General features: G+C 75.2%; 17 protein-coding genes. 8 read left to right on the forward strand and 9 right to left on the reverse strand.

Annotation, left to right across the window (positions count from 1 at the left end; all coding sequences use genetic code 11):
- The first annotated feature begins 61 nt into the window (after window positions 1–61).
- Window positions 62–991 carry a diacylglycerol/lipid kinase family protein gene (locus SM452_RS07530; protein WP_463839575.1) on the forward strand — a complete coding sequence of 310 codons (930 nt, stop codon included), beginning with the start codon at window positions 62–64 and terminating at the stop codon, window positions 989–991.
- Between the two features lie 5 nt (window positions 992–996).
- Here the strand turns inward: SM452_RS07530 and SM452_RS07535 are convergent, their stop codons facing one another.
- Both SM452_RS07535 and SM452_RS07540 read right to left on the reverse strand, forming a co-directional pair.
- Window positions 997–1,257, reverse strand: a complete 261-nt coding sequence (locus SM452_RS07535) for a hypothetical protein (RefSeq protein WP_262011592.1) — start codon at window positions 1,255–1,257, stop codon at window positions 997–999.
- Between the two features lie 10 nt (window positions 1,258–1,267).
- Window positions 1,268–1,666 (reverse strand): DUF2267 domain-containing protein, encoded by a 399-nt coding sequence (locus SM452_RS07540; RefSeq protein ID WP_262011591.1) that lies wholly within the window; start codon window positions 1,664–1,666, stop codon window positions 1,268–1,270.
- A 113-nt stretch (window positions 1,667–1,779) separates the two neighbouring features.
- Here SM452_RS07540 and SM452_RS07545 point away from each other — a divergent pair, with 113 nt between their 5' ends.
- The 3 genes from SM452_RS07545 (at window position 1,780) to SM452_RS07555 (ending at window position 4,618) form a co-directional block, all read left to right on the forward strand.
- A complete protein-coding gene (locus SM452_RS07545) occupies window positions 1,780–2,532 on the forward strand; it encodes a dienelactone hydrolase family protein (RefSeq protein WP_463839576.1) in 753 nt (250 codons plus the stop codon).
- Window positions 2,533–2,596: 64 nt separating this feature from the next.
- Window positions 2,597–3,895: an FUSC family protein gene (locus SM452_RS07550; protein WP_463839577.1), complete on the forward strand. Its 1,299-nt coding sequence runs from the start codon at window positions 2,597–2,599 to the stop codon at window positions 3,893–3,895.
- Between the two features lie 9 nt (window positions 3,896–3,904).
- The gene (locus tag SM452_RS07555) at window positions 3,905–4,618 is read left to right on the forward strand and encodes an RraA family protein (protein ID WP_463839578.1); all 714 of its coding nucleotides are present in this window, start codon (window positions 3,905–3,907) and stop codon (window positions 4,616–4,618) included.
- A 5-nt stretch (window positions 4,619–4,623) separates the two neighbouring features.
- Here SM452_RS07555 and SM452_RS07560 read toward each other — a convergent pair whose 3' ends face one another.
- From SM452_RS07560 to SM452_RS07590, 7 genes are all read right to left on the reverse strand, one after another.
- On the reverse strand, window positions 4,624–5,250 hold the full coding sequence (locus tag SM452_RS07560; protein ID WP_463839579.1) for a response regulator: 627 nt from the start codon (window positions 5,248–5,250) through the stop codon (window positions 4,624–4,626).
- Window positions 5,247–6,464 (reverse strand): sensor histidine kinase, encoded by a 1,218-nt coding sequence (locus tag SM452_RS07565; protein ID WP_435588009.1) that lies wholly within the window; start codon window positions 6,462–6,464, stop codon window positions 5,247–5,249. The genes SM452_RS07560 and SM452_RS07565 overlap by 4 nt, the downstream gene beginning before the upstream one ends.
- 9 nt (window positions 6,465–6,473) lie before the next feature.
- Window positions 6,474–6,926 (reverse strand): ABA4-like family protein, encoded by a 453-nt coding sequence (locus SM452_RS07570; RefSeq protein ID WP_262011585.1) that lies wholly within the window; start codon window positions 6,924–6,926, stop codon window positions 6,474–6,476.
- The gene (locus SM452_RS07575; RefSeq protein ID WP_262011584.1) at window positions 6,923–7,855 is read right to left on the reverse strand and encodes a hypothetical protein; all 933 of its coding nucleotides are present in this window, start codon (window positions 7,853–7,855) and stop codon (window positions 6,923–6,925) included. Before SM452_RS07575 ends, SM452_RS07570 begins: the two co-directional genes overlap by 4 nt.
- 105 nt (window positions 7,856–7,960) lie before the next feature.
- Window positions 7,961–9,148, reverse strand: a complete 1,188-nt coding sequence (gene dinB, locus SM452_RS07580) for a DNA polymerase IV (protein ID WP_463839580.1) — start codon at window positions 9,146–9,148, stop codon at window positions 7,961–7,963.
- A 98-nt stretch (window positions 9,149–9,246) separates the two neighbouring features.
- Window positions 9,247–12,432, reverse strand: coding sequence for a penicillin acylase family protein (locus tag SM452_RS07585; protein WP_463839581.1), 3,186 nt, complete (start codon window positions 12,430–12,432; stop codon window positions 9,247–9,249).
- A gap of 258 nt (window positions 12,433–12,690) precedes the next feature.
- Window positions 12,691–13,824, reverse strand: a complete 1,134-nt coding sequence (locus SM452_RS07590; protein ID WP_355508733.1) for a peptidoglycan recognition protein family protein — start codon at window positions 13,822–13,824, stop codon at window positions 12,691–12,693.
- Window positions 13,825–14,047: 223 nt separating this feature from the next.
- Here SM452_RS07590 and SM452_RS07595 point away from each other — a divergent pair, with 223 nt between their 5' ends.
- The 4 genes from SM452_RS07595 (at window position 14,048) to SM452_RS07610 (ending at window position 18,819) form a co-directional block, all read left to right on the forward strand.
- Window positions 14,048–14,494 (forward strand): TlpA family protein disulfide reductase, encoded by a 447-nt coding sequence (locus tag SM452_RS07595; RefSeq protein WP_355508731.1) that lies wholly within the window; start codon window positions 14,048–14,050, stop codon window positions 14,492–14,494.
- Window positions 14,495–14,608: 114 nt separating this feature from the next.
- Window positions 14,609–15,049 carry a DUF4395 domain-containing protein gene (locus SM452_RS07600; protein ID WP_262011580.1) on the forward strand — a complete coding sequence of 147 codons (441 nt, stop codon included), beginning with the start codon at window positions 14,609–14,611 and terminating at the stop codon, window positions 15,047–15,049.
- A 42-nt stretch (window positions 15,050–15,091) separates the two neighbouring features.
- Window positions 15,092–16,879 carry a hypothetical protein gene (locus SM452_RS07605; protein ID WP_463839582.1) on the forward strand — a complete coding sequence of 596 codons (1,788 nt, stop codon included), beginning with the start codon at window positions 15,092–15,094 and terminating at the stop codon, window positions 16,877–16,879.
- A gap of 305 nt (window positions 16,880–17,184) precedes the next feature.
- A complete protein-coding gene (locus SM452_RS07610) occupies window positions 17,185–18,819 on the forward strand; it encodes a serine/threonine-protein kinase (protein ID WP_463839583.1) in 1,635 nt (544 codons plus the stop codon).
- The last annotated feature ends 14 nt before the right edge of the window (window positions 18,820–18,833 follow it).

Here is an 18,833-nt window from a genome sequence, read left to right on the forward strand (position 1 = left end):
GCCGTCCACCAGCGCGCGGCGGCCGACCGGCGACCCGGCGCCGCCGGATAGGGTCGCATCCGTGCGGACCAAGCAGGAGCTGTCGACGGCGATCCGGGAACGACGGCGGGCGGCGCTGGTGGTCAACGCCCACTCCCGGCGCGGCCGGCGGCTCTACGACACCGTCCACGCGCGGCTGCGCGCGGCCGGGTTCACGCTGCTCGGCGCGTACCCGGTGGACCGGCCCGGCGAGCTGGACCGGGTGCTCGCCGAGGCCGCCGACCTGGGACCGGACCTGCTGGTCACCGGCGGCGGTGACGGCACCGTCGGCGCGGCGGCCCGGCTGCTCGCCCACCGGGACATCGCGATGGGCCTGCTGCCGCTGGGCACCACTAACAACTTCGCCCGTACGGTCGGCGTCCCGCTCGATCTCGACGCGGCGATCGCGGTGCTCACCGACGGCAAGGTCATCGACGTCGACCTGGGCCTGATCGGTGACACCCGGTTCACCAACCACGTCGGGATCGGGCTGTCCGCCGACATCATGCAGGCCGCGCCGCCGGGGCTGAAGCGGGTGGTCGGGCGGCTCGCGTACCCGCTGACCGGGCTGGGCCTGCTGGCCCGGCACCGGCCGCTGGCCGTGACGGTCCGCGCCGAGGGCCGCGAGCACACGTTCACCACGCACCAGGTGTACGTGGCGAACGGCGGCTTCCACGCCGGCCGGCCGATCACCGCCGACGCCACCGCCGACGACCGGCTGCTGGTCGCGTACCCGGTGGGTGGGCCGACCCGGCGCCGGCTGCTGCGCGAGACGGCGCGCAACGCGGCGGCCGGCCACCGCCGCACCCTCGGCGACGAGCCGTTCCTGGCGGTACGCCAGCTGTGGCTGGACACCGACCGGCCGGCCCGCATCGAGGTCGACGGCGAGCCGTACGGGCAGACGCCGGTCCGCATCGGCCTGGACCCGAACGCGTTGCGGCTGATGGCCCGCTCCGACAGCCCGGACCACTGAGGCGGTCAGGCCCAGTGCTCCTCGTCGGGCAGCGGGATCTCCGTGTTCTGCTCCACCGCGTCGGCGGCGGTGAGGTCGTCGCGCACCGACTCGCCCAGGCCCGCCCGGTCGCTCGGCGCGCGCAGCACACCCTGCTCGGCCAGGTCCGCCGCGCTCGCCTCGGGCACCGCCGCGTCGACCGTGTCGGGTGGGCCGACGAGCGTCTCGTCCTGCCGCTGCTCCTGCGCGTCGGCCTCGGGCGGGCGGCGCAGCGCGTCCTCGCTCATCGCGTGCCCGTCACGCCGTGCGCCGCACGAACGGGGCGCTCTGGTCGGCCACCTCGCCGTACTCGGCCGGGAGTTGCGTGACGACCTGCGCGTAGGCGGCCGGGTCGACGGCGTCGCGCAGCACGTCGAACACGGCGGTGATGCCGTCCCGGGCGGCGTCCACGTCCACGTCGGCGCGTCCGCTCACCCGCTCGACGAACACGTCGAGCCCGAACGGTTCGGCGTCCTCGGCCGGGCCGAACGCGTACGCCCGCAGCGCCTCCGGCAGCCGGTCGGCGAGGTCACGGGCCTCCCCGCCGTCGATCCGCTCGGCCAGCGTGGTCAAGGTCGCCCGGGTGATCGCGGTGGCCTGCTCCGCGGACGCGCCGCACCGCTGGGCCACCGCGCCGATGAACTGATCCTGGTCCATCTCGCCGCCTTCCTCCGCCGGGATCGCCGGATTCCCACGCTGGACCTCCGCAAACGGCCGCCGGGCCGGGGGGTAGCCTGCAGCGCGGAACCCGCAGCGAGGAGGCCCCGACAGTGCAGCCGACGACCGTGGACGTGCCCACCCCCGACGGAACCGCTGACGCCTACCTGGCCGTGCCGGAGACCGGCGGGCCCTTCCCGGCCGTCCTGTTGTTCATGGACGCGTTCGGGCTGCGGCCCCGGGTCGCGGAGATGGCCGCCACGATCGCCGAGCGCGGGTACGTGGTGCTCGCCCCCAACCTGTTCCACCGCGCCGGGCGGGCCCCGCTGATCGACCTCGGCGCGCTCGCCGACGACAGCCGCCGGGGCGCCCTGTTCGAGAGCATCGGGCCGATGATGGCCGCGTTGACGCCGGACGTGGTGGCCCGCGACACCGCCGCCTACCTGGACTTCCTGGCCACCCGCCCGGATGTCGCGCCGGGACCGGCGGCGATCACCGGCTACTGCATGGGCGGCACGAACGCGCTGCGCGCGATCGAGGCGCTGCCGGACCGGATCGCCGCGGTGGCCGCGTTCCACGCCGGCCGGGTGGTCACCGACGCCCCGGACAGCCCGCACCTGACCGTCGGCGCGGTGACCGGTGAGCTCTACTTCGGGCACGCCGACGCCGGCCCGTCGATGACCGCCGAGCAGATCGCCACGCTGGAGAAGACGCTCGACGCGGCCGGGGTGACGTACCGCTCCGAGGTGTACGCCGGCGCCCGCCACGGCTATACCCAGTCGGACACCCCGATGTACGACGAGGAGGCGACGAAGCGGCACTGGACGGCGCTGTTCGACCTGCTCGACCGCACGCTCCGCCGCTGACCCGCCCAAGGCGCGCGGGAGCGCGGCGGACGATTCACCGGTCCGGAGGCGGGTAACCGCCGTCATGGCCGACCGCCGCGCCGACACCGTCCGCTCGCCCCTGGACCGGGCGGTCGAGCGGGGCGGTCTCGCGCTGTCCCGGGCCCGGGCCGAGGGTGGCGCGGCCGGCCGCAACCGGCTGCGCCAGCTGGAGATCACCGTGGTGATCTCCGCGCAGGCCGGGCTGGCCGCGGCGCTCGCCGCGCTGATCGCCCAGGAGTTGCTCGGCTCCGGCGCGCACGTCTTCGCCCCCGCCGCAGCTGTCGGCACCATCGCCACCGCCATCGGCCAGCGTGCCCGGCGCACGTTCGAGCTGCTCATCGGCGTCGGCCTCGGCATCCTGGTCGGTGACCTGCTGCGCGCGCTGCTGGGCAGCGGATCCTGGCAGACCGGCCTGGTGGTCACGCTGGCCATCGCCACCGCGCTGCTGGTGGCCGGGCGCGGCGGCGCGCTCGTCGGCCAGGCCGGCGGTACGGCGGTGCTGATCGCCACGCTCGCGCCGGTGCAGCCCGGCCTGGAGCTGCCCCGTATCTTCGACGCGCTGGTCGGCGGCCTGGTCGGCCTGTTCGTGGTGGCGCTGCTGCTGCCGGTCAACCCGATCCGGGTGCTGGACCGGGCGGTGGAACCGGTGGTCGCCCGGCTCACCGAGAAGCTCGACGCCGTCGCCCACGCGCTGACCCGCCGCGACGCCGACGCGGCCCAGCGCGCCCTGGAGGACCTGCGCGGGATCGAACCGGACATCGGGCGGCTCAACGACGCGCTCAGCGGGGCCGAGGAGGTGGTCACCATCGCGCCGGCGCGCTGGCACCGCCGCGCCCAGTTCCACAGGTACGCCGAAGCGACCCAGCACCTCGAACGCCTGGTGCTGTACGCCCGCTCGATCGCCCGCCGCTCCGCCACCGCGCTGCAGTACGACGAGCCGATTCCACCCGCGCTGCCCGACGCGGTGGCCCGCCTCGGCCAGGCGGTACGGGAGCTGAAGCGGGCCGGCAACTCCGGTGCGGATCTGGAACGCACCCGGGAGCTGGTCCGGCAGGGCGCCGAGCTGGCCGGGCGCGCCTGGTCGCAGGGCGTACGCGCGTTCGGCGAGGCGATGATCAGCGACCTGCGGACCGCGCAGAGCGAGCTGCTGCGGGCCACCGGCTGCCGGCCCGAGGACGCAAACGGCAGTGTGCGCCGGGCCGCCGGCGCGGGGGAGTCGGAGGCGCGCCCGCCGGTCCGGGCCCGGATGAGCCGGCCGGTCCCGCGCCGGCCCGGCGTCCGGCACCCGCCGAAGGCCACCGGGCGTCAACTGGCACCTGCCCGGGCCGGTCCGGCTGGCTAGCGTCGGCGCATGGACATCCGTCACGACGCGCCGGCCGCGCGCTTCGCCGCGCTGAGCACCGCCCACGTCGCCGACGCCTGCCTGCGCGCCGGTGTCCCCGTCCGCTGCGCCCCGGCCGCCGTCGTCCCGGTGCTGCCCGGGCGGCGCCTGGCCGGCCCGGTCCGCCCGGCCCGGCACGCCGGCAGCGTGGACGTCTTCCTGGAGGCGATCGAGCAGGCCGCCGAGGGGGACGTGCTCGTCGTCGACGACGGCGGGCGCACCGACCGGGCCTGTGTCGGCGACCTGGTGGTGCTGGAGGCGCGGGCCGCCGGCCTGGCCGGGCTGGTGGTGTGGGGCGCGCACCGGGACACCGCGGACCTGGTCGCGGTCGGGCTGCCGGTGTTCAGCCTCGGCGCCACCCCGAGCGGGCCGTTGGAGCTGGACCCGCGCCCGGACGGGGCGCTGGCGCACGCCCGGGTCGGGCCGTTCACCGTCGGGCCGCGGGATCTGGCGCTGGCCGACGACGACGGCGTGGTGTTCGTGGCCGCCGACCGGGCCGGGGAGCTGTTCGACCTGGCCGAGTCCATCCGGGACACCGAGCGGCGGCAGGCCGGCCGGATCCGGGCCGGGGAGTCGCTGCGCGCGCAGGTCGGGTTCGGCGCGTACCTGGCGGCCCGGGAGGCGGATCCGGCGCTGACGTTCCGGGCGCACCTGCGGGCGGTGGGCGGCGCGATCGAGGAGTGACCCGGTCAGCCGCCGCGTGCCCACAGCGCCAGGCGTACCCGGTTGGCGCTGCCGGTCTTCGTCATCAGGCTGGTGATGTGCGTCTTCACTGTGGTCACCCCGATGTGCAGCCGCTCGGCGATCTCGGTGTTCGACAGGCCGTCGGCGACCAGGTCCAGCACGTCCCGCTCGCGGGCGGTCAGGTCGGCCGTCCGCCGGGGCGCGCCGGCGCGGGCGTGCACCGCGCGGTCGACCAGCCGGCGCAGCACGTCCGGGCTGAACGGGCTGTCGCCGGCGGCGGCGCGGCGGACGCCGTCGAGCAGGTCGGCCGGGGGCGCGTCCTTGAGCAGGAACCCGCAGGCGCCGGCGGTCAGCGCGGGGTAGAGGTGGTCGTCGTCGCCGAACGTGGTGAGCACCATGATCCGGGTGGCGGGCCGGTCGGCGAGGATGCGGCTGGTCGCGGTGATGCCGTCGACGCCGGGCATCCGCAGGTCCATCACCACCACGTCGGGTCGTAGCCGGGCGGCCAGGGCGACCGCGTCCCGGCCGTTGTCGGCCTCACCGACCACCTCGAGGTCGGGCTCGGCGTCGCAGAGCATCCGCAGGCCGGCCCGGATGAGGTGCTGGTCGTCGACCAGCAGCACCCGGATCACGCCGGCTCCGGCATGCCGGCGCGGGGCCGAGGCGCCTGGTGGGTGGGCCCGGCCGGGGGCAGCACGGTCCGGACCCGCCAGCCGGACCCGGTGGGCCCGGCCTCCAGCCGCCCGCCGAGCACCTCGACCCGTTCACGCATGCCGACGATGCCGTGGCCACCGCCGGTGGGCACCCCGGCCGGCGCGGCGCCCCGCCCGTCGTCGGTGACCGCCCAGTGCACCGCGCCGTCCTCGACCGACACGCTCAGGTGTGCGCGGGCCGCCGCGCCGGCGTGTTTCGCCACGTTCGTCAACGCCTCCTGGGTCAGTCGCAGCACCGCCTGGCCGCGTACCGCGTCGAGCGTGCCGATCGCGGGGTCGACGTCGGCCTCCACGACGACGCCGGCCTGCCGGGCCCGGTCGACCGCCGCGCCGAGCGCGGCCGGCAGCGCCGACGGCTCGATCGCGGTCAGCGCGGCGTCGCCCCGGACGCCGTCCGGGTCGCGCAGCACCGCCACCAGCCGCCGCAGGTCGGTCAGCGCGGCCGTGCCGGTGGCGTGCACGTCGTCGAACACCTCGCCGACCCGGGGATCCAGGTCGGGCAGGACGTGCCGGGCCACCCCGACCCGCAGCACCATCGACGCGACATGGTGCGCGAGCACGTCGTGCAGTTCCCGGGCGATGGCGCCGCGCTCGTCGGCGCGGGCCGCCCGGCTCTCCGACTCGCGCCGGCGCCGCTCTGCCTCGGCCCGCTCCTCGGCCTGCCGCCCGAGTTCCCGGGTGGTCCGCACGACCAGTCCGAGCAGCAGCGGCAGGCCGACGGTGACGGCCAGCCCGAACAGGCCGGTGAACGCCGCGCGGACCGGTAGCCCGATCAGGTCGGTCAGGTCGACGGCGGCGAGCAGCCCGGCGCCGAGCCAGATCGTGCGTGGCCGGGTGGCCCGCATGGTCAGCTCCAGCAGCGCCCAGCTCGCACCGACCTGGTTGATCACCACGTCGTCGACCAGCACGAGCGCGGCGACCAGCAGCGCCGACTGGATCAGCAGATTGAGCAGCGGCCGGCGGTGGCACAGCAGGGCCAGCAGGAACGCCGGGACCGCCAGCGCCCACTGCGTACCGGTGGCGGCCGAGTTCCCGTGCGGACCGAAGACCAGGTAGCCGATGCCGCTGAGGTCCAGCAGCAGGACCCGCGCGAACGTGTCCCGCGCGTCGAACAGCCGACCGGTCCAGCCCACCGCGTCAGCCTAGGCAACCGGTGCGGCCGTAGCCACCGCGTTCGCCGGCCGCCGCCACGCGGACCGCAGTCCGAGGTGGACGGCCAGCCCGATCGGGCCGAGCAGGACGGTGAGCAGCAGCACCGGGGCGGTGAGCAGGGCCGGCAGCCCTCGCTCCCGGGAGTCCTGCCAGATCCACCTGCCGACGAACAGGTCGAAGGCGATCATGTGGGCCCAGGCCGCCGCCGCGCCGTCGGCGGTGCCGAGCAGGTTTCGCAGGCCGTCGAGCGTGGGCGCGGTCACCACCGGCAGCGCCGTGCCGAGCGCGGGGAGCACCAGGGCCGCGTAGACGAGCAGCACCGGCGCCACGATCAGCGGCGAGCCGACGATCCGGCCGGTCCAGGACCAGCGCGGCGCCAGGATCATCAGCGCCCAGAACGGCGCCGCGAGCGCGAACGTCAGACTGAACAGCGCGGTGCTCATCCGACCAGCACCACCTCGGTACGGCGGGCCCGGCGGGCCAGCACCAGCGCGGTGGCCGCCGCCGTGGCCACGACCAGCGCGGCCGCCGCGGCGAGCGTGAGCCCGTCCGGCGCGAGCAGCGGCTGCCCGCGCAGGGCCTGGGCGGTCACGAGCAGCGTCAGTGCCGCGTACGCGGCCCCGCCGACGAGCACCAGCCGGGCCCGGGTCAGCTCGTCCAGCCGCCTGCCGAGGAACCGGTCGAGCAGGATCGCCAGCAGCGGCAACGCCTGCAACGCGTGCATGCCGACGAAGTGCCCGACGCGCAGGTCGCCGCCGGTGGTGCTCCAGCCGAGCAGCGGCAGCCCCGGGCCGCCGTCGGGCACCCCGACGCTGTGCGCGCCGCTGATCCCGGCGGGCGTGCCGGCCGGCTGCTGCGCCACCATCGGGAACGCGACGACCATGCCGAGCAGGGACACGGCGAGACCGAGCCGCACCGCGTACCCGCCGGCCCGGTCCGCGAGGGACCGGCGGGACAGCACGACCGCCAGCACGAGCTGGGCGGCGAACAGCACCATGATCGCCGCGCCCATGACGCTGAACAGCATTCCGTCCAGCGACGTGGTGCCGTTGAAGTGGCTGGTGGTGCCCCGGAGCACCTGACCCACGATGACGACCATCTCCACCACGGACATGGCCACGATCACGGTGGCGGCCCGCTCGGCCGCCCGGCTACGGCGGGGCAGCAGGGACAGCATCCAGGCCAGCGTGACGCCGTAGAGCACGAAGGAGATCGCGAACTTCAGCGGCTTGGCCCAGATGGGCGCGCCGGTGAGCACGCGCGGATCGGCGACGACGCCGACCGCGGCGACGACGGTGAGCACCGCCATCGCGGACACGAGGAGCATCAGGGGGCGGTGCCATCCGGCCGCCCGGTTCCGTACGGTAGTCATGCCTGTAGATGCTCGTGACGGACCGGGCCGGTCGCGCCCGCCCGCAGGCCGCGTTCGCGGCCACGGGTCGGAGGGCGTCTCCTACTCCGGGACGAGGTCGGCCGGTCAGTCCGGCAGCCGGGGCATCTCGACGCCCGGGTCGCGGCCGAGCAGGACGCCGCGGGTCAGCGCCCGTGCGCCGAAGCGGTCCCGTACCGCGTCGACGGCGGCGTCCAGCGCCGGGCCGGGTTCGGCGGTGAACGGCAGGGTGAGCTGCGTGTGCCCGGCACCGAGGTTGCCCACCGAGACGCCGAGCAGCGTGACGCCCCGTTCCGCGATCTGCGGCAGCGCGGCGCGCAGCAGGTCACGGGCGGCGGCCCGCAGCGGCCCGGTCTGCGCGGTCGGCTCGTCGAGCGTGTGCGACCGGGTGGCGCGGGTGTAGTCGGCGAAGCGCAGCCGCAGCGTCACCGTGCGGCCGGTGCGGCGGGCGGCGCGCATCCGGCCGGTGACCCGGTCGACCAGCCCGGCCAGCACCACGTCCAGGTCGGCGGGGGAGTGCGGGCCGCCTCCCAGCGCGTGCTGCGCGCCCATCGAGGAGCGGCGGCGGCCCACCTGCACCGCCCGTGGGTCGCGGTTGTGGGCCAGCGCGTGCAGGTGCCGGCCGGCGCCCGCGCCGAGCAGCGACACCAGCGCCGGCTCGTCCAGCCGGGCCACCTGCCCGACGGTACGGATGCCGCGGTCGCGCAGCCGCGCGGCGGTGACCGGGCCGACGCCCCACAGCCGCTCGACAGGCAGCGGGTGCAGGAACGCCAGTTCCCGGTCCGGCTCCACGACCAGCAGCCCGTCCGGCTTCGCCACGCCGCTTGCGACCTTCGCCAGGAACTTCGTCCGGGCCACGCCGACGGTGATCGGCAGGCCGACCTCTCGGCGTACCCGCTCCCGCAGCGTGGCCGCGACGGCGGCCGGCGTTCCGGCGAGCCGCCGCAGCCCACCCACGTCGAGGAACGCCTCGTCGATGCTGAGCCCTTCGACGAGCGGGGTGGTGTGCCGGAAGATCTCGAACACCGCCCGGCTGGCGGCCGTGTACGCGGCCATCCGGGGCGGCACCACGACGGCGTCCGGGCAGAGCCGCCGCGCCTGCCGGCCGCCCATCGCGCTGCGCACGCCCCGGGCCTTGGCCTCGTAGCTGCACGCGAGCACCACGCCGCCGCCGACGATCACCGGCCGGCCGCGCAGCCGGGGGTCGTCGCGCTGCTCGACCGAGGCGTAGAACGCGTCCAGGTCGGCGTGCAGGATGGTGGCCTCGCTCGACACCCCGCCATCCTCGCACACATGTTCGAACGAGCGCGGCTGACCTGCCCGGACACAGACGACCGGCCGGCGGGAACACCCGCCGGCCGGTCGCGTGCGCCTCACCGTCCGTAGACCTCGAGTTCGTAGAGCGAGAAGCCGTACGAGGTGGCCCGGGTGACGCCGTACATCCGCACGTAGCGGGCGCTGACCGGGGCGAACGTCACGTTGTCGACGCCGCCGTTGCCGGTGGTGGTGCTGAACACCGGCTGCCAGGAGTTGCCGTCACCGGAGACCTCGATCCGGTAGCCGGTGGCGTAGGCGGCCTCCCACCGCAGCACCGCCCGGCTGATCGTCCGGGCCGAGCCGAGGTCCACCCGCAGCCACTGGTTGTCGTTGTAGCTGCTGGCCCACCGGGTGCCGAGGCTGCCGTCGACCGCCTTCGCCGGGGTGTTGCTGGTCAGGAACTGCGTGCTGGACGCGGTGGCGGTACGGCCCTGCGCCAGGTTGGTCACCGCGTCGCCCCGGCGCGCCGGGAACGAGACGACCTGCTGGTACGTGGGCCGGTTCTGCCAGGCGATCAGCGGGTGGGTGATGCCGCCGAGCCCGGACTGGGCGATCGAGTCCGCGCACCACTGGTCGCCGGCACCGCACGAGGAGTCGCCCGGGTAGACGGTGGTCGCGGGCGCCGCGGCGGCCTGGCCGAGCGTGTCGAGCAGCGCCTGCCGGCACGCGCCCAGGTTGCCGTTGCCGCAGTACGTGCGCCCGAGCCCGCCGGCCACCGGGTCGCCGAGCACGGCCCGCAGGTCCTTGTCGACGTAACCCCACCAGCCGTACTGGAACGCCGAGCCCTTGTGCGCCTGCCCCTGCGACGCCCAGTTCACGGTGCCGTCGCGGCCACCGTTCTGGCCGCCCGAGGGCGCCTCGTTGACTTCGAGCGCGTCGACGAGCGCGGCGTACAGGTCGGGGCCGAGGCCGGGGCGGAACTGCGCCGAGGCCAGCAGCGGCCACCAGGCGTCGAAGATCCGGATGGCCTCGGCGTGCTGGTAGACCTTCGACCCGGGTGACGTCTCCACCCGCCGCGACCCGGCCTGCTGCCAGGCCCGCAGCTTGGTCACCGCGGCGGCCAGTGCCGGGTCGGTGACCGGCGTGCTGTCGAGCACCCGCAGCAGCTCGCCGAGCACCTGCTGGCCGCGCAGGTCGGTCACCGCCGCCTCGGCGGTGATCCGGACGATGTCGGCGCGGCCGACCTTGCGCTGGGCGATGGCCGCCTTCACCGGGCCGTCGAGCAGCTGACCCCGGTGCACCGCGCCGTAGCTGAAGTTGCCGTCGGCCGCGCCGAAGTCACGCGCCTGCTTGTTGTTCCAGCTGACGTAGTAGTCCTGGTTGACCGACTGCGGGTGGGCCGACGCCGGGGCGTACGTGGCGTCGTTGGTGTCCGGGTTCCAGCCGGCCCACTCGTACGCCGGCTCGGCCTTCATCGGCAGGTTCGGGTCGGAGGCGGAGGAGCGCACCGGGTTCGAGCCGGAGTTGTAGTACGCCGCCTCGGTGGAGTTGACGTAGAACCAGTTGAACGCGTACCCGACGCTGGCCGCGGACGCCCGGAACGCCGCCGCGCTGCCCATCGCCGCCGGGTCGTTGTACGCCTGGAAGCCGATCGCCGACTCGGCCTCGTGCCGGTAGGTGGAGCGCAGCTTGGTGAACGCGGTGGGCTGCCCGTTGACCAGCCCTCGGTAGGACACCAGCCCGTACTTGGTGCGCAGCGCGCGCAGCGTGTACGCGCCGGCCGGGGTGGAGTCGGCGAGCGTCGGCGACCAGGAGTTGCGCTTCTCCAGCACCTCCATGGCCACGCACTGGCCGCGGAAGAGGTAGCGGTTGGAGCGCAGCGTCGGCGCGCTGCCGTCGGTGGTGCACAGCGGCACCGCGTACGTGTCGGTCAGGTCCTGGGAGGCGGAGGTGGCGCTCCACGCGTAGTCCTGGCCGCGGCCGAGCAGCACGTAGAGGTTCAGCCCGGCGAACGCGGCGCCGCGCGCGCTGATGCCCGGTCCCTGCAGTTCCTGGAGCATGAGCAGTTGCGGGGCGAAGTAGCCGGTCTGCGGGCCGAACACGGCGACCGGGTTGCCGGTGGTGGTGTGCCGGCCGGAGACCACTACCGCGTTTGACATGCCGTGCGCCCGCAGGTTGGACAGGCCGCCGACCAGGTCCTTGGTGGCGGCGCTGGTGCCGGTGCGGGCGGCGGCTCCGCCGGTGGCGTCGTACGCGAGCGGCTCGGCGACCACGGTGCCGGCGTCGGGCAGCACCGCGCTGGTGGCGCCGGGCGGCGTCGCGCCGTACGGGAAGCTCTGCCCGTCGTGCAGCGTCAGCACGGTCTCCGGGTCGTTCTGGGAGCGGAACGCCGTCCAGACCCGGTCGCCCTCGGTCGGGCCGTACTTGGCCCGGGCGGCCACCCGCACCAGCGCGGACTGCATCTCGCTGCCGCCGCCCCCGCCGAACAGCCCGCCGATGACACCGGCGGTGGCGATCAGGTCGGTCATGGTGAAGTGCTTCGGCTTCCCGGCGCCGGTGAGCACGTACTCGCCGGGGTAGTTGTCGTCGGCGATCGACTTGTCGATGTAGGCGTTGATGCCGGCGATGTAGTCGACGACGTCGGTGTAGAGCTGCTGACCCCGGGTGCCCTTGAGGCGCAGCGCGTCGACCTGGGCCTGGAGGTCCGCCTCGCTGTAGGGCGAGTTGGCCCAGACGCTCTGTTCCAGTTCCCGGTTGCCGGGTGCGCCGCCGGCGAACGAGGTGACGTTGCCGCGGCCGACGTGCCGCAGCAGGTCCATCACCCAGAGCCGGTCCTGGGCGCCGGCGTACCCGGCGCCGAACATGGTGCCGGAGCGGGTGGTGCCGGTGACGTGCGGGACGCCGGTGGCCTTGTCCCGCACGATGGTGACGTCCGAGCGCGGCGAGATCGTGCTCTCGACCTGGGCGTCGGGGACGCCGAACGAGGCGTCGTTGTAGAAGTGGGCGATCTGCTCGTCGGTCAGCCCGGCGTAGTTGTAGACCAGGTTGGCGTACTCGTCGAGCTGGTCGCTGGAGTGCGCCGGGCGGGTGCCGAGCGCCTGGTGGGCCAGGATGCCGGCGAGCGTGGCGTTGCCGTTCTGCCCGGGGGGCAGGATGTCCGCGCACTGGCCGAGGCAGTAGTCGTCGGGGGTGAACGTGGTGGCGGCGAGCGCCGGTGACGGCGCGACGACCGTCAGGACGCTCGCGGTGAGGGCGGCGGCGGTGAGCGCCGCGAGGCGGGCACGGATGGCGGGTAATGGCATGGCGATCCTCCGGGGACGCGGAGTAGGGCCGTTCGGTACGCCCGGCTGACGGCGTCTCGGCCTCCGTGCCCGGGCGTTCTGCCCGGAGGTGAGAATGACTCATATCTATCTGCGGGCAATGATCGGCGCACCACAGCCGTCCGGGATAGCCGTCGTTCACCAGTCGTCAATGCCGACGTTTCGCCGCGATCCGTCCCACAACGACGCGGTGGGGGTGGCGCCGTTGCCACCCCCACCGCTCTCCCCGCCGGTGCGCCGTCAGTGCTTGTGGAACGACTGGCGCACCACACCCCCCACCAGCGCGCACCAGGTAGTGGTGCTGATCTTGCCGTTGGGCGGTAGTCCGTGCAGGCGCTGGAGGTCCTTCACCGCCGTGCGGGTCGCGTGGTCGTACTCGCCGGTCGGGGTGACCTCGGCGTAGCCCTTGGAGGCGAGCATGAACTGCGCGGCCACCACCGGGACGCCCGACGACTTCTGGTCCAGCTCCGGGGCCAGGGTCTCCCAGGTCGGCGCCGTGAGCGTGGCGTCGACGTCGACCGGGATGCCGTTGCGCGCCTGCCAGTCCTGGACCGCCGCGACGGTGGCCGCGTCGAACACGCCGTTCACCGGCACGGTGTAGCCGCGGAACGTGAGCAGGTACTGCGCGACCTGGACCACCGGGCCGCCGACGAAACGCCAGATGTCCGGCCAGCGGCGGGCCGGCACGTCGCCCAGCTTCGTGCCCAGCTTCTGGAACACCGCGCGGCGCAGCGCCGGGAACTCCCGGTAGAACATCGCGCCCGGGCAGAGCGTGGCGCGGAAGTCCCAGTGACCGAAGATGTCGTGCGCGTGCAGCCCGTACTGCCGGCAGATCGCGGTGCACAGCCGGGCGAGGGAGTCGAGCAACTCCTCCGGCGGCGTCTCGCTGACGTAGGTGCCCTCGTTCTCGATGCCGATGGCTCGCCCGTTCTCGCCCGGGCAGTGCGCGGCGATCATCTGCCGGTCGCCGGCCCGCAGCCGGTCCAGGCTGCCGTGGCGTCCCTCCAGGACGTGACCGCCGCGGCTCACCGTGAAGTGCTGCCCGGTGTCGGACCAGCCGTTGCCGTCCATGTGCAGGTCCTGGCAGTCGCGGGCGAGCTGCTTGGCGTGCTCCTCGGAGTAGTCCGTGACGTTCGGGAACGCCATGTGGTGCACGATGATCTTGTTGGTCGGGATCGCGCTCACCGACAGCGGGTCGGCCGGCGGGCGGGCGGCCCACTCGTCGCAGCTGATGATCCAGTCGAGGTCCGCGCCCGGCGCGGCCTGCGCGGCGGCCGGCAGGGCGAGCTCACTGCCGACGACCGCGACCGCGGCGGCGCCGAGGCCGGCCCGCAGCAGCGTACGGCGGTCCAGCTCGGGGTGGTCGAAGTGCATCTCGCCTCCTCGATGGCCCGGCCGGCGCCGGGCGATGTAAAGGAACTGCAACGACTGCGCGCGTGGTGGAGAATATTGCCAAGCTCGCGCGGCGCGCCAGAGGACAAAAGCGACGTTCGCCGGCCGGTGGGCCGGTTGCTCCTACCGCCGGAGTAGGCGATCTCACGTCCGCTGACCGGGACGGACCATGGTCTTCCGCGACCCGCCGTGGCAGCCTGGGCCGGTGCAGTCGCCCAGCCTGACCGGGATCGTCGTGCTCGTCGCGGTGCTCGCGGCCGCCACCGCGTTCGGCTGGTGGCGCCGCCGCCACGACGGGCGGCTGCGCGCCGTCCGGAAGCGCCCATCGGCCGCCGACGCGCCGCACCGGGCCACCCTCACCGCCCTCGGGGTACGCCCCGGCGAGGTCACGCTGGTCCAGTTCTCCGCACCGGTCTGCGCGCCCTGCCGGGCCGCCCGCCGGGTGCTCGCCGATGTCGCCGCCCGCGTCGACGGGGTCGCGGTGCGGGAGGTCGGCGTGGACGAACACCTCGACGCGGCCCGGGAACTGGACGTGTGGCGCACCCCGACGGTGCTGCTGGTGGACGCCGCCGGCCGCGTGGTGCGCCGCGCCGCCGGCGTGCCCGACCGCGACGACCTGATCGACGCGCTCACGGCCGGGGCGGCGCGATGACCGGCGTGCGGCTGACCCGCCGCCGGGTGGTGGACCACGGCCGGCTCGCCACGAGCCTCTGTGCGGCGGCGCGTCCCGCCTGACCGACCGCCCCCGCACGAACGGACCCACCCCATGCTGCTCGACCCCCGAGGACCGCGCTTCGCCGCCGTCCTCACCACAGTCGTCCTCGCGATCGTCCTCGTCACCGGCTCCGGGCCGCTCCTGCTCGCCCAGGCCGTCGTGTTCGCGCTCACCGCCCTGAACCCGCGCGTCGGCCCGTACGGCCTGCTGTTCCGCGCCCTGGTGGCGCCCCGGCTGGACCCGCCGGCGGAGCTGGAGCCGGTCGCGCCGGTGCGCTTCGCCCAGGTCGTCGGCCTGGTCTTCAGCGTCGCCGGCGCGGCCGGCTGGTTCGCCGGGCTGCCCGCGCTCGGCCTGGCCGCCACCGGTGCGGCGCTGGCCGCCGCGTTCCTCAACGCCGCGTTCGGCCTCTGCCTCGGCTGCGAGGCGTACCTGACGATCCGGCGGCTGGCCGGACGCCCGCTCGCCGCCCGGGTGGCGGTGCCCCCGCGCTGAGGTTGCGCCCGTACGCTGGCCCCGGGCGGACGGGGGAGTGGCATGGCGGGTCGCGGGCGGCTGGACCGGCGCAGCGTGCTCGTGGCCGCGGGCGGGCTGGTGGTCGCCGGGATCGGCGTGCCGGTCGGGCTGGCCGCCACGAACGACCGGCCGCCGCCCCCGCCGCGCGGTCGGCGGCCGGTCAGCATGGCGATGCACCTGCACGCCTCGTTCAGCGAGGGCGTGGCCAGCTACGCCGCCCACCTCGACCAGGCCCGGCGCAACGGCGTCGACGTGCTGTGGTGGACCGACCACGACTTCCGGGTCGCCGCCCACGACCACCGCCGGGTCGTCCACTTCGACGGCCCGGAGGAACGCGAGGGCGGCCTGGCCTGGACCTGGCAGCCCGCCACCGAGGGACGGCTGACCGGCTCGGCCGCCGACTTCGTGGACGCGCCGGACGCCCCCGACGGCCCGGGCCGCGCGCTGCGCCTGACCGCCGCCGGTTCCGGCACCCACTGGTACGCGGGCAAGGCGTGGAACTGGACGCACACCGCCAACATCTCCGACACCACGCTGCACCTCGACGTACGCCCCGAAGCCGCCGGCCGGGACGCCACGCTCACCGTGGAACTCGCACTGTCGCACCACCCGGCCGGACCCGGGCGGCCCGCCGGGCAGCTCGTGCTGCGCTACCGCCTCGGTGGCGTCGACACGGTCCGGCACACGGTGGACGGCCGGCACGGCACCGTCGAGCTGCCCGCCCCGCCCGGCGCGTGGCGGCGGCACACGTTCGGCCTGCTCGCCGACGTACGGCGGCTCTGGCCCGACATCGTCGCCGGGGACAACTCGCTGCGCGGACTGCGCCTCGGCGTGACGGTGGCCGGTGGCGGGCGCGGCGCCTACCTGGTGGACCGGCTCGTCTTCGACCGCGCCCGCCGCGCCGGCCAGGCGGGCGAGGAGCTGCGCGCCGAGGTGCTGCGCGGCTACGACGGCGCGTACCCCGGCGTCACCCACCACCGGGCGTACGAGGTGTCGATGGTGCGGCACCTCAACTGGTTCGGCGGCGACGGCACGCTGCCGCGCTTCCCGTCCCCGCCGTACCGGGACAACGACGTCGACGCCACCGAGCGGATGGTGGAGTTCCTGCACGCGCACGGCGGGGTGGTGTGCTGGAACCACCCGCTGGACGCCGAACGCCGCGAATCACTGGCCCGCCTGCTGGTCAGCCGCAACGCGCTCGGCGTCGACCTGATCGAGATCGGACGCCGGTCGGTCGAGGACCACCTCTGGGCGTACGACGTGGCGGCCCGCAACGCGATCCCGCTCACCGCCGTCGGGGTCACCGACGACCACGACGGCACCGACTGGCGGGCCGGCCGGGACCGCAACGTCACCTCGGTGTGGGCGGCCTCGACCGGCCGGGACGACCTGGTCGCGGCGCTGCGCGCCGGGCAGGCGTGGTTCGCCGACCTGGCCGGCTACCGGGGCGCGCTGGACCTGGAGCTGGGCGGCCGCAGCGCGATGGGCGCGCTCGCCGTGCTCGCCGAGGACACCGTCACGGTGCGGCTGCGCGCCACCGACCTGCCCGCCGGGGCCACGCTGGAGACGGTCACCGGCGAGGTCGACCGGGCCGGTGTCGCGGACCCGACACCGGCGGTCCGGGTCGGGCAGGTCCCCTGGCGGCAGTTGCGGCAGGGCTGGCACGACCTGCCGGTGCGCGTCGGCGCCGGCACTTACGTCCGCACCCAGGTCCGCGACCGCGACGGCGAGATAGTCGGCGCGAGCAACCCCCTCTGGCTGCTCCGCACCCCTCCACCCGCAGGCATCCCCCCACCCCGCCGCCGCTGAACCCGCGCCCCCTCTCCCGCCGTGCTCCCTTTCCGCCGATCATGAAGTTGACGGCGATGTCTGTCCTCTTTGTCCCTGTCAACTTCATGATCGACGAGCTGACGGCGGTTGCCGGGGTCTGGTAATCGTGGCGGTGTGTCCGATACCGACCACCTGTCGTGCGGCGCCGCGCCGCGCGAGCGCCCGGGCGCCGGTCGGCGTCCGGAAGCAGCCGTTGCGGCGATGGCCCGCGGCTGCGCCACGGTCAGAATGACGAGCGAGGCGGCGTCCGACATCCGCCCTTGGGACGCCGTGGAGTCTGTCGCATGAGCGGCTGGGAACTGTCCGGATACACCCCGGTCCGCCGGCTCGGCGCCGGCGCGTCGGGCAGCGTCGTGCTCGCCACCCACGACCCGACCGGCACCCCCGTCGCGATCAAGTATCTGATCCGCGACCTGGGCGAGGACTCGGCATTCCGGAGCGCGTTCCGCACCGAGGCCCGGCTCCTCGGCGAGATCGACGACCCGCACGTCAGCCGCCTCTACGAGTACGTGGAGAGCCCGCACGGCGCGGCCATCGTGATGGAACTGGTCGACGGCGTCTCACTGCGCCAGATGCTGCGCGAACACGGCCCGACCACACCCGAGGCCGCGCTCTGCGTCCTCAAGGGCTCACTCGCCGGCCTGGCCGCCGCGCACGCCCACGGTGTCGTGCACCGCGACTACAAACCGGAGAACGTGCTGGTCACCGGCACCGGGCGGAGCAAACTCGCCGACTTCGGCATCGCCATGCCGATCGGCCAGGGCTCCGACACCACGGTGTCCGGCACGCCCCGCTACATGGCCCCCGAGCAGTGGACCGGCGCCCCGGCAAGCCCCGCGTGCGACGTCTACGCCGCCACCGCCACGTTCTTCGAGTGCCTCACCGGCCGGCCCCCGTACCAGGGGCCGGACCTGCTGTCCCTGCGCGACCAGCACGCCAGCGCGCCGATCCCCGCCGAGGCGGCACCCCCGCCGGTGCACGAACTGCTGCGCCACGGCATGGCCAAACGCCCCGACGAGCGCCCGCCGTCCGCCGAGGCGTTCCTGGAGCTGCTGGAACGGGTCGCCGGCACCGGCTACGGCCCGGAATGGGAGGAACGCGGGCTGCGCGAGCTGGCCCGGCGGGCAGCGCTGCTGGCCGCGCTGTGGCCGTTCCCGGACCGGGCCGAGGGCGCCACCGCCGTCGCGCACACCGAACTCGGCACGACCACCACCGGCCGGGGCGGACGGTTCCGCAAGGGCCGCACCCGTACCGCGCTCGCCGCCGGCGCGCTGGTCGCCGCAGTCCTGGCCGGGGGCGCCGGCTACAGCTACGCCGCCCACGACGACACGTCCGCCGCGGGTCCGACCGGCCCCGCGAGCGCCGCCCCCGTCACCACCGGCGCACCCGTACCGGACCCGACCGGCACCGAGACGCCCAGCCCGTCACCGACACCCGGCCCGTCCACCGTGTCCGCCGCGCCGTCACCTCCCGCGCCGTCGGCCACCCCCGACCCGACCGGGACGCCGACCCGAACCGGCACACCCACCCCCAGCGCGTCACGCACCACCAGCCCGCCCTCACCGGACGTGACAGCGCCGGTCGTGGACGGCGTCAGCGCCGACCCGGGCGAACTGGACCCGAAGGGATGCCCCTACGGCGCGAAGAGCAGCACGGTCACCGCCACCGTCACCGACGACCGCAGCGGCCCGGCCGCGCTCACAGTCACCTTCGGCTACACGGTCGACGGCGCCACCGGCACGATCCGGATGGCCGCCGCCGGGCGCGGGCTGTTCACCGGCACGCTCGGGCCGCTGTCCACGCCCAAGCGCAGCGCCCGCATCCCCATCCGGGTCACCGCCGCCGACGCCGCCGGCAACACGACCACCTCGACGTCACCGGTGTACGTGACGCTCTACCACGACTGCACCCCCGGCTAGGAGTACGACAGTGC

The sequence above is a fragment of the Micromonospora sp. SYSU B005 genome, from assembly GCF_055362685.1.

Bases quoted from the DNA above. Each gene is read 5' to 3' on its own strand.
- SM452_RS07535 (WP_262011592.1), bottom strand. From the start codon at position 1,257: ATGAGCGAGGACGCGCTGCGCCGCCCGCCCGAGGCCGACGCGCAGGAG.
- SM452_RS07540 (WP_262011591.1), bottom strand. From the start codon at position 1,666: ATGGACCAGGATCAGTTCATCGGCGCGGTGGCCCAGCGGTGCGGCGCG.
- SM452_RS07550 (WP_463839577.1), top strand. From the start codon at position 2,597: ATGGCCGACCGCCGCGCCGACACCGTCCGCTCGCCCCTGGACCGGGCG.
- SM452_RS07555 (WP_463839578.1), top strand. From the start codon at position 3,905: ATGGACATCCGTCACGACGCGCCGGCCGCGCGCTTCGCCGCGCTGAGC.
- SM452_RS07570 (WP_262011585.1), bottom strand. From the start codon at position 6,926: ATGAGCACCGCGCTGTTCAGTCTGACGTTCGCGCTCGCGGCGCCGTTC.
- SM452_RS07575 (WP_262011584.1), bottom strand. From the start codon at position 7,855: ATGACTACCGTACGGAACCGGGCGGCCGGATGGCACCGCCCCCTGATG.
- SM452_RS07585 (WP_463839581.1), bottom strand. From the start codon at position 12,432: ATGCCATTACCCGCCATCCGTGCCCGCCTCGCGGCGCTCACCGCCGCC.
- SM452_RS07590 (WP_355508733.1), bottom strand. From the start codon at position 13,824: ATGCACTTCGACCACCCCGAGCTGGACCGCCGTACGCTGCTGCGGGCC.
- SM452_RS07600 (WP_262011580.1), top strand. From the start codon at position 14,609: ATGCTGCTCGACCCCCGAGGACCGCGCTTCGCCGCCGTCCTCACCACA.
- SM452_RS07605 (WP_463839582.1), top strand. From the start codon at position 15,092: ATGGCGGGTCGCGGGCGGCTGGACCGGCGCAGCGTGCTCGTGGCCGCG.
- SM452_RS07610 (WP_463839583.1), top strand. From the start codon at position 17,185: ATGAGCGGCTGGGAACTGTCCGGATACACCCCGGTCCGCCGGCTCGGC.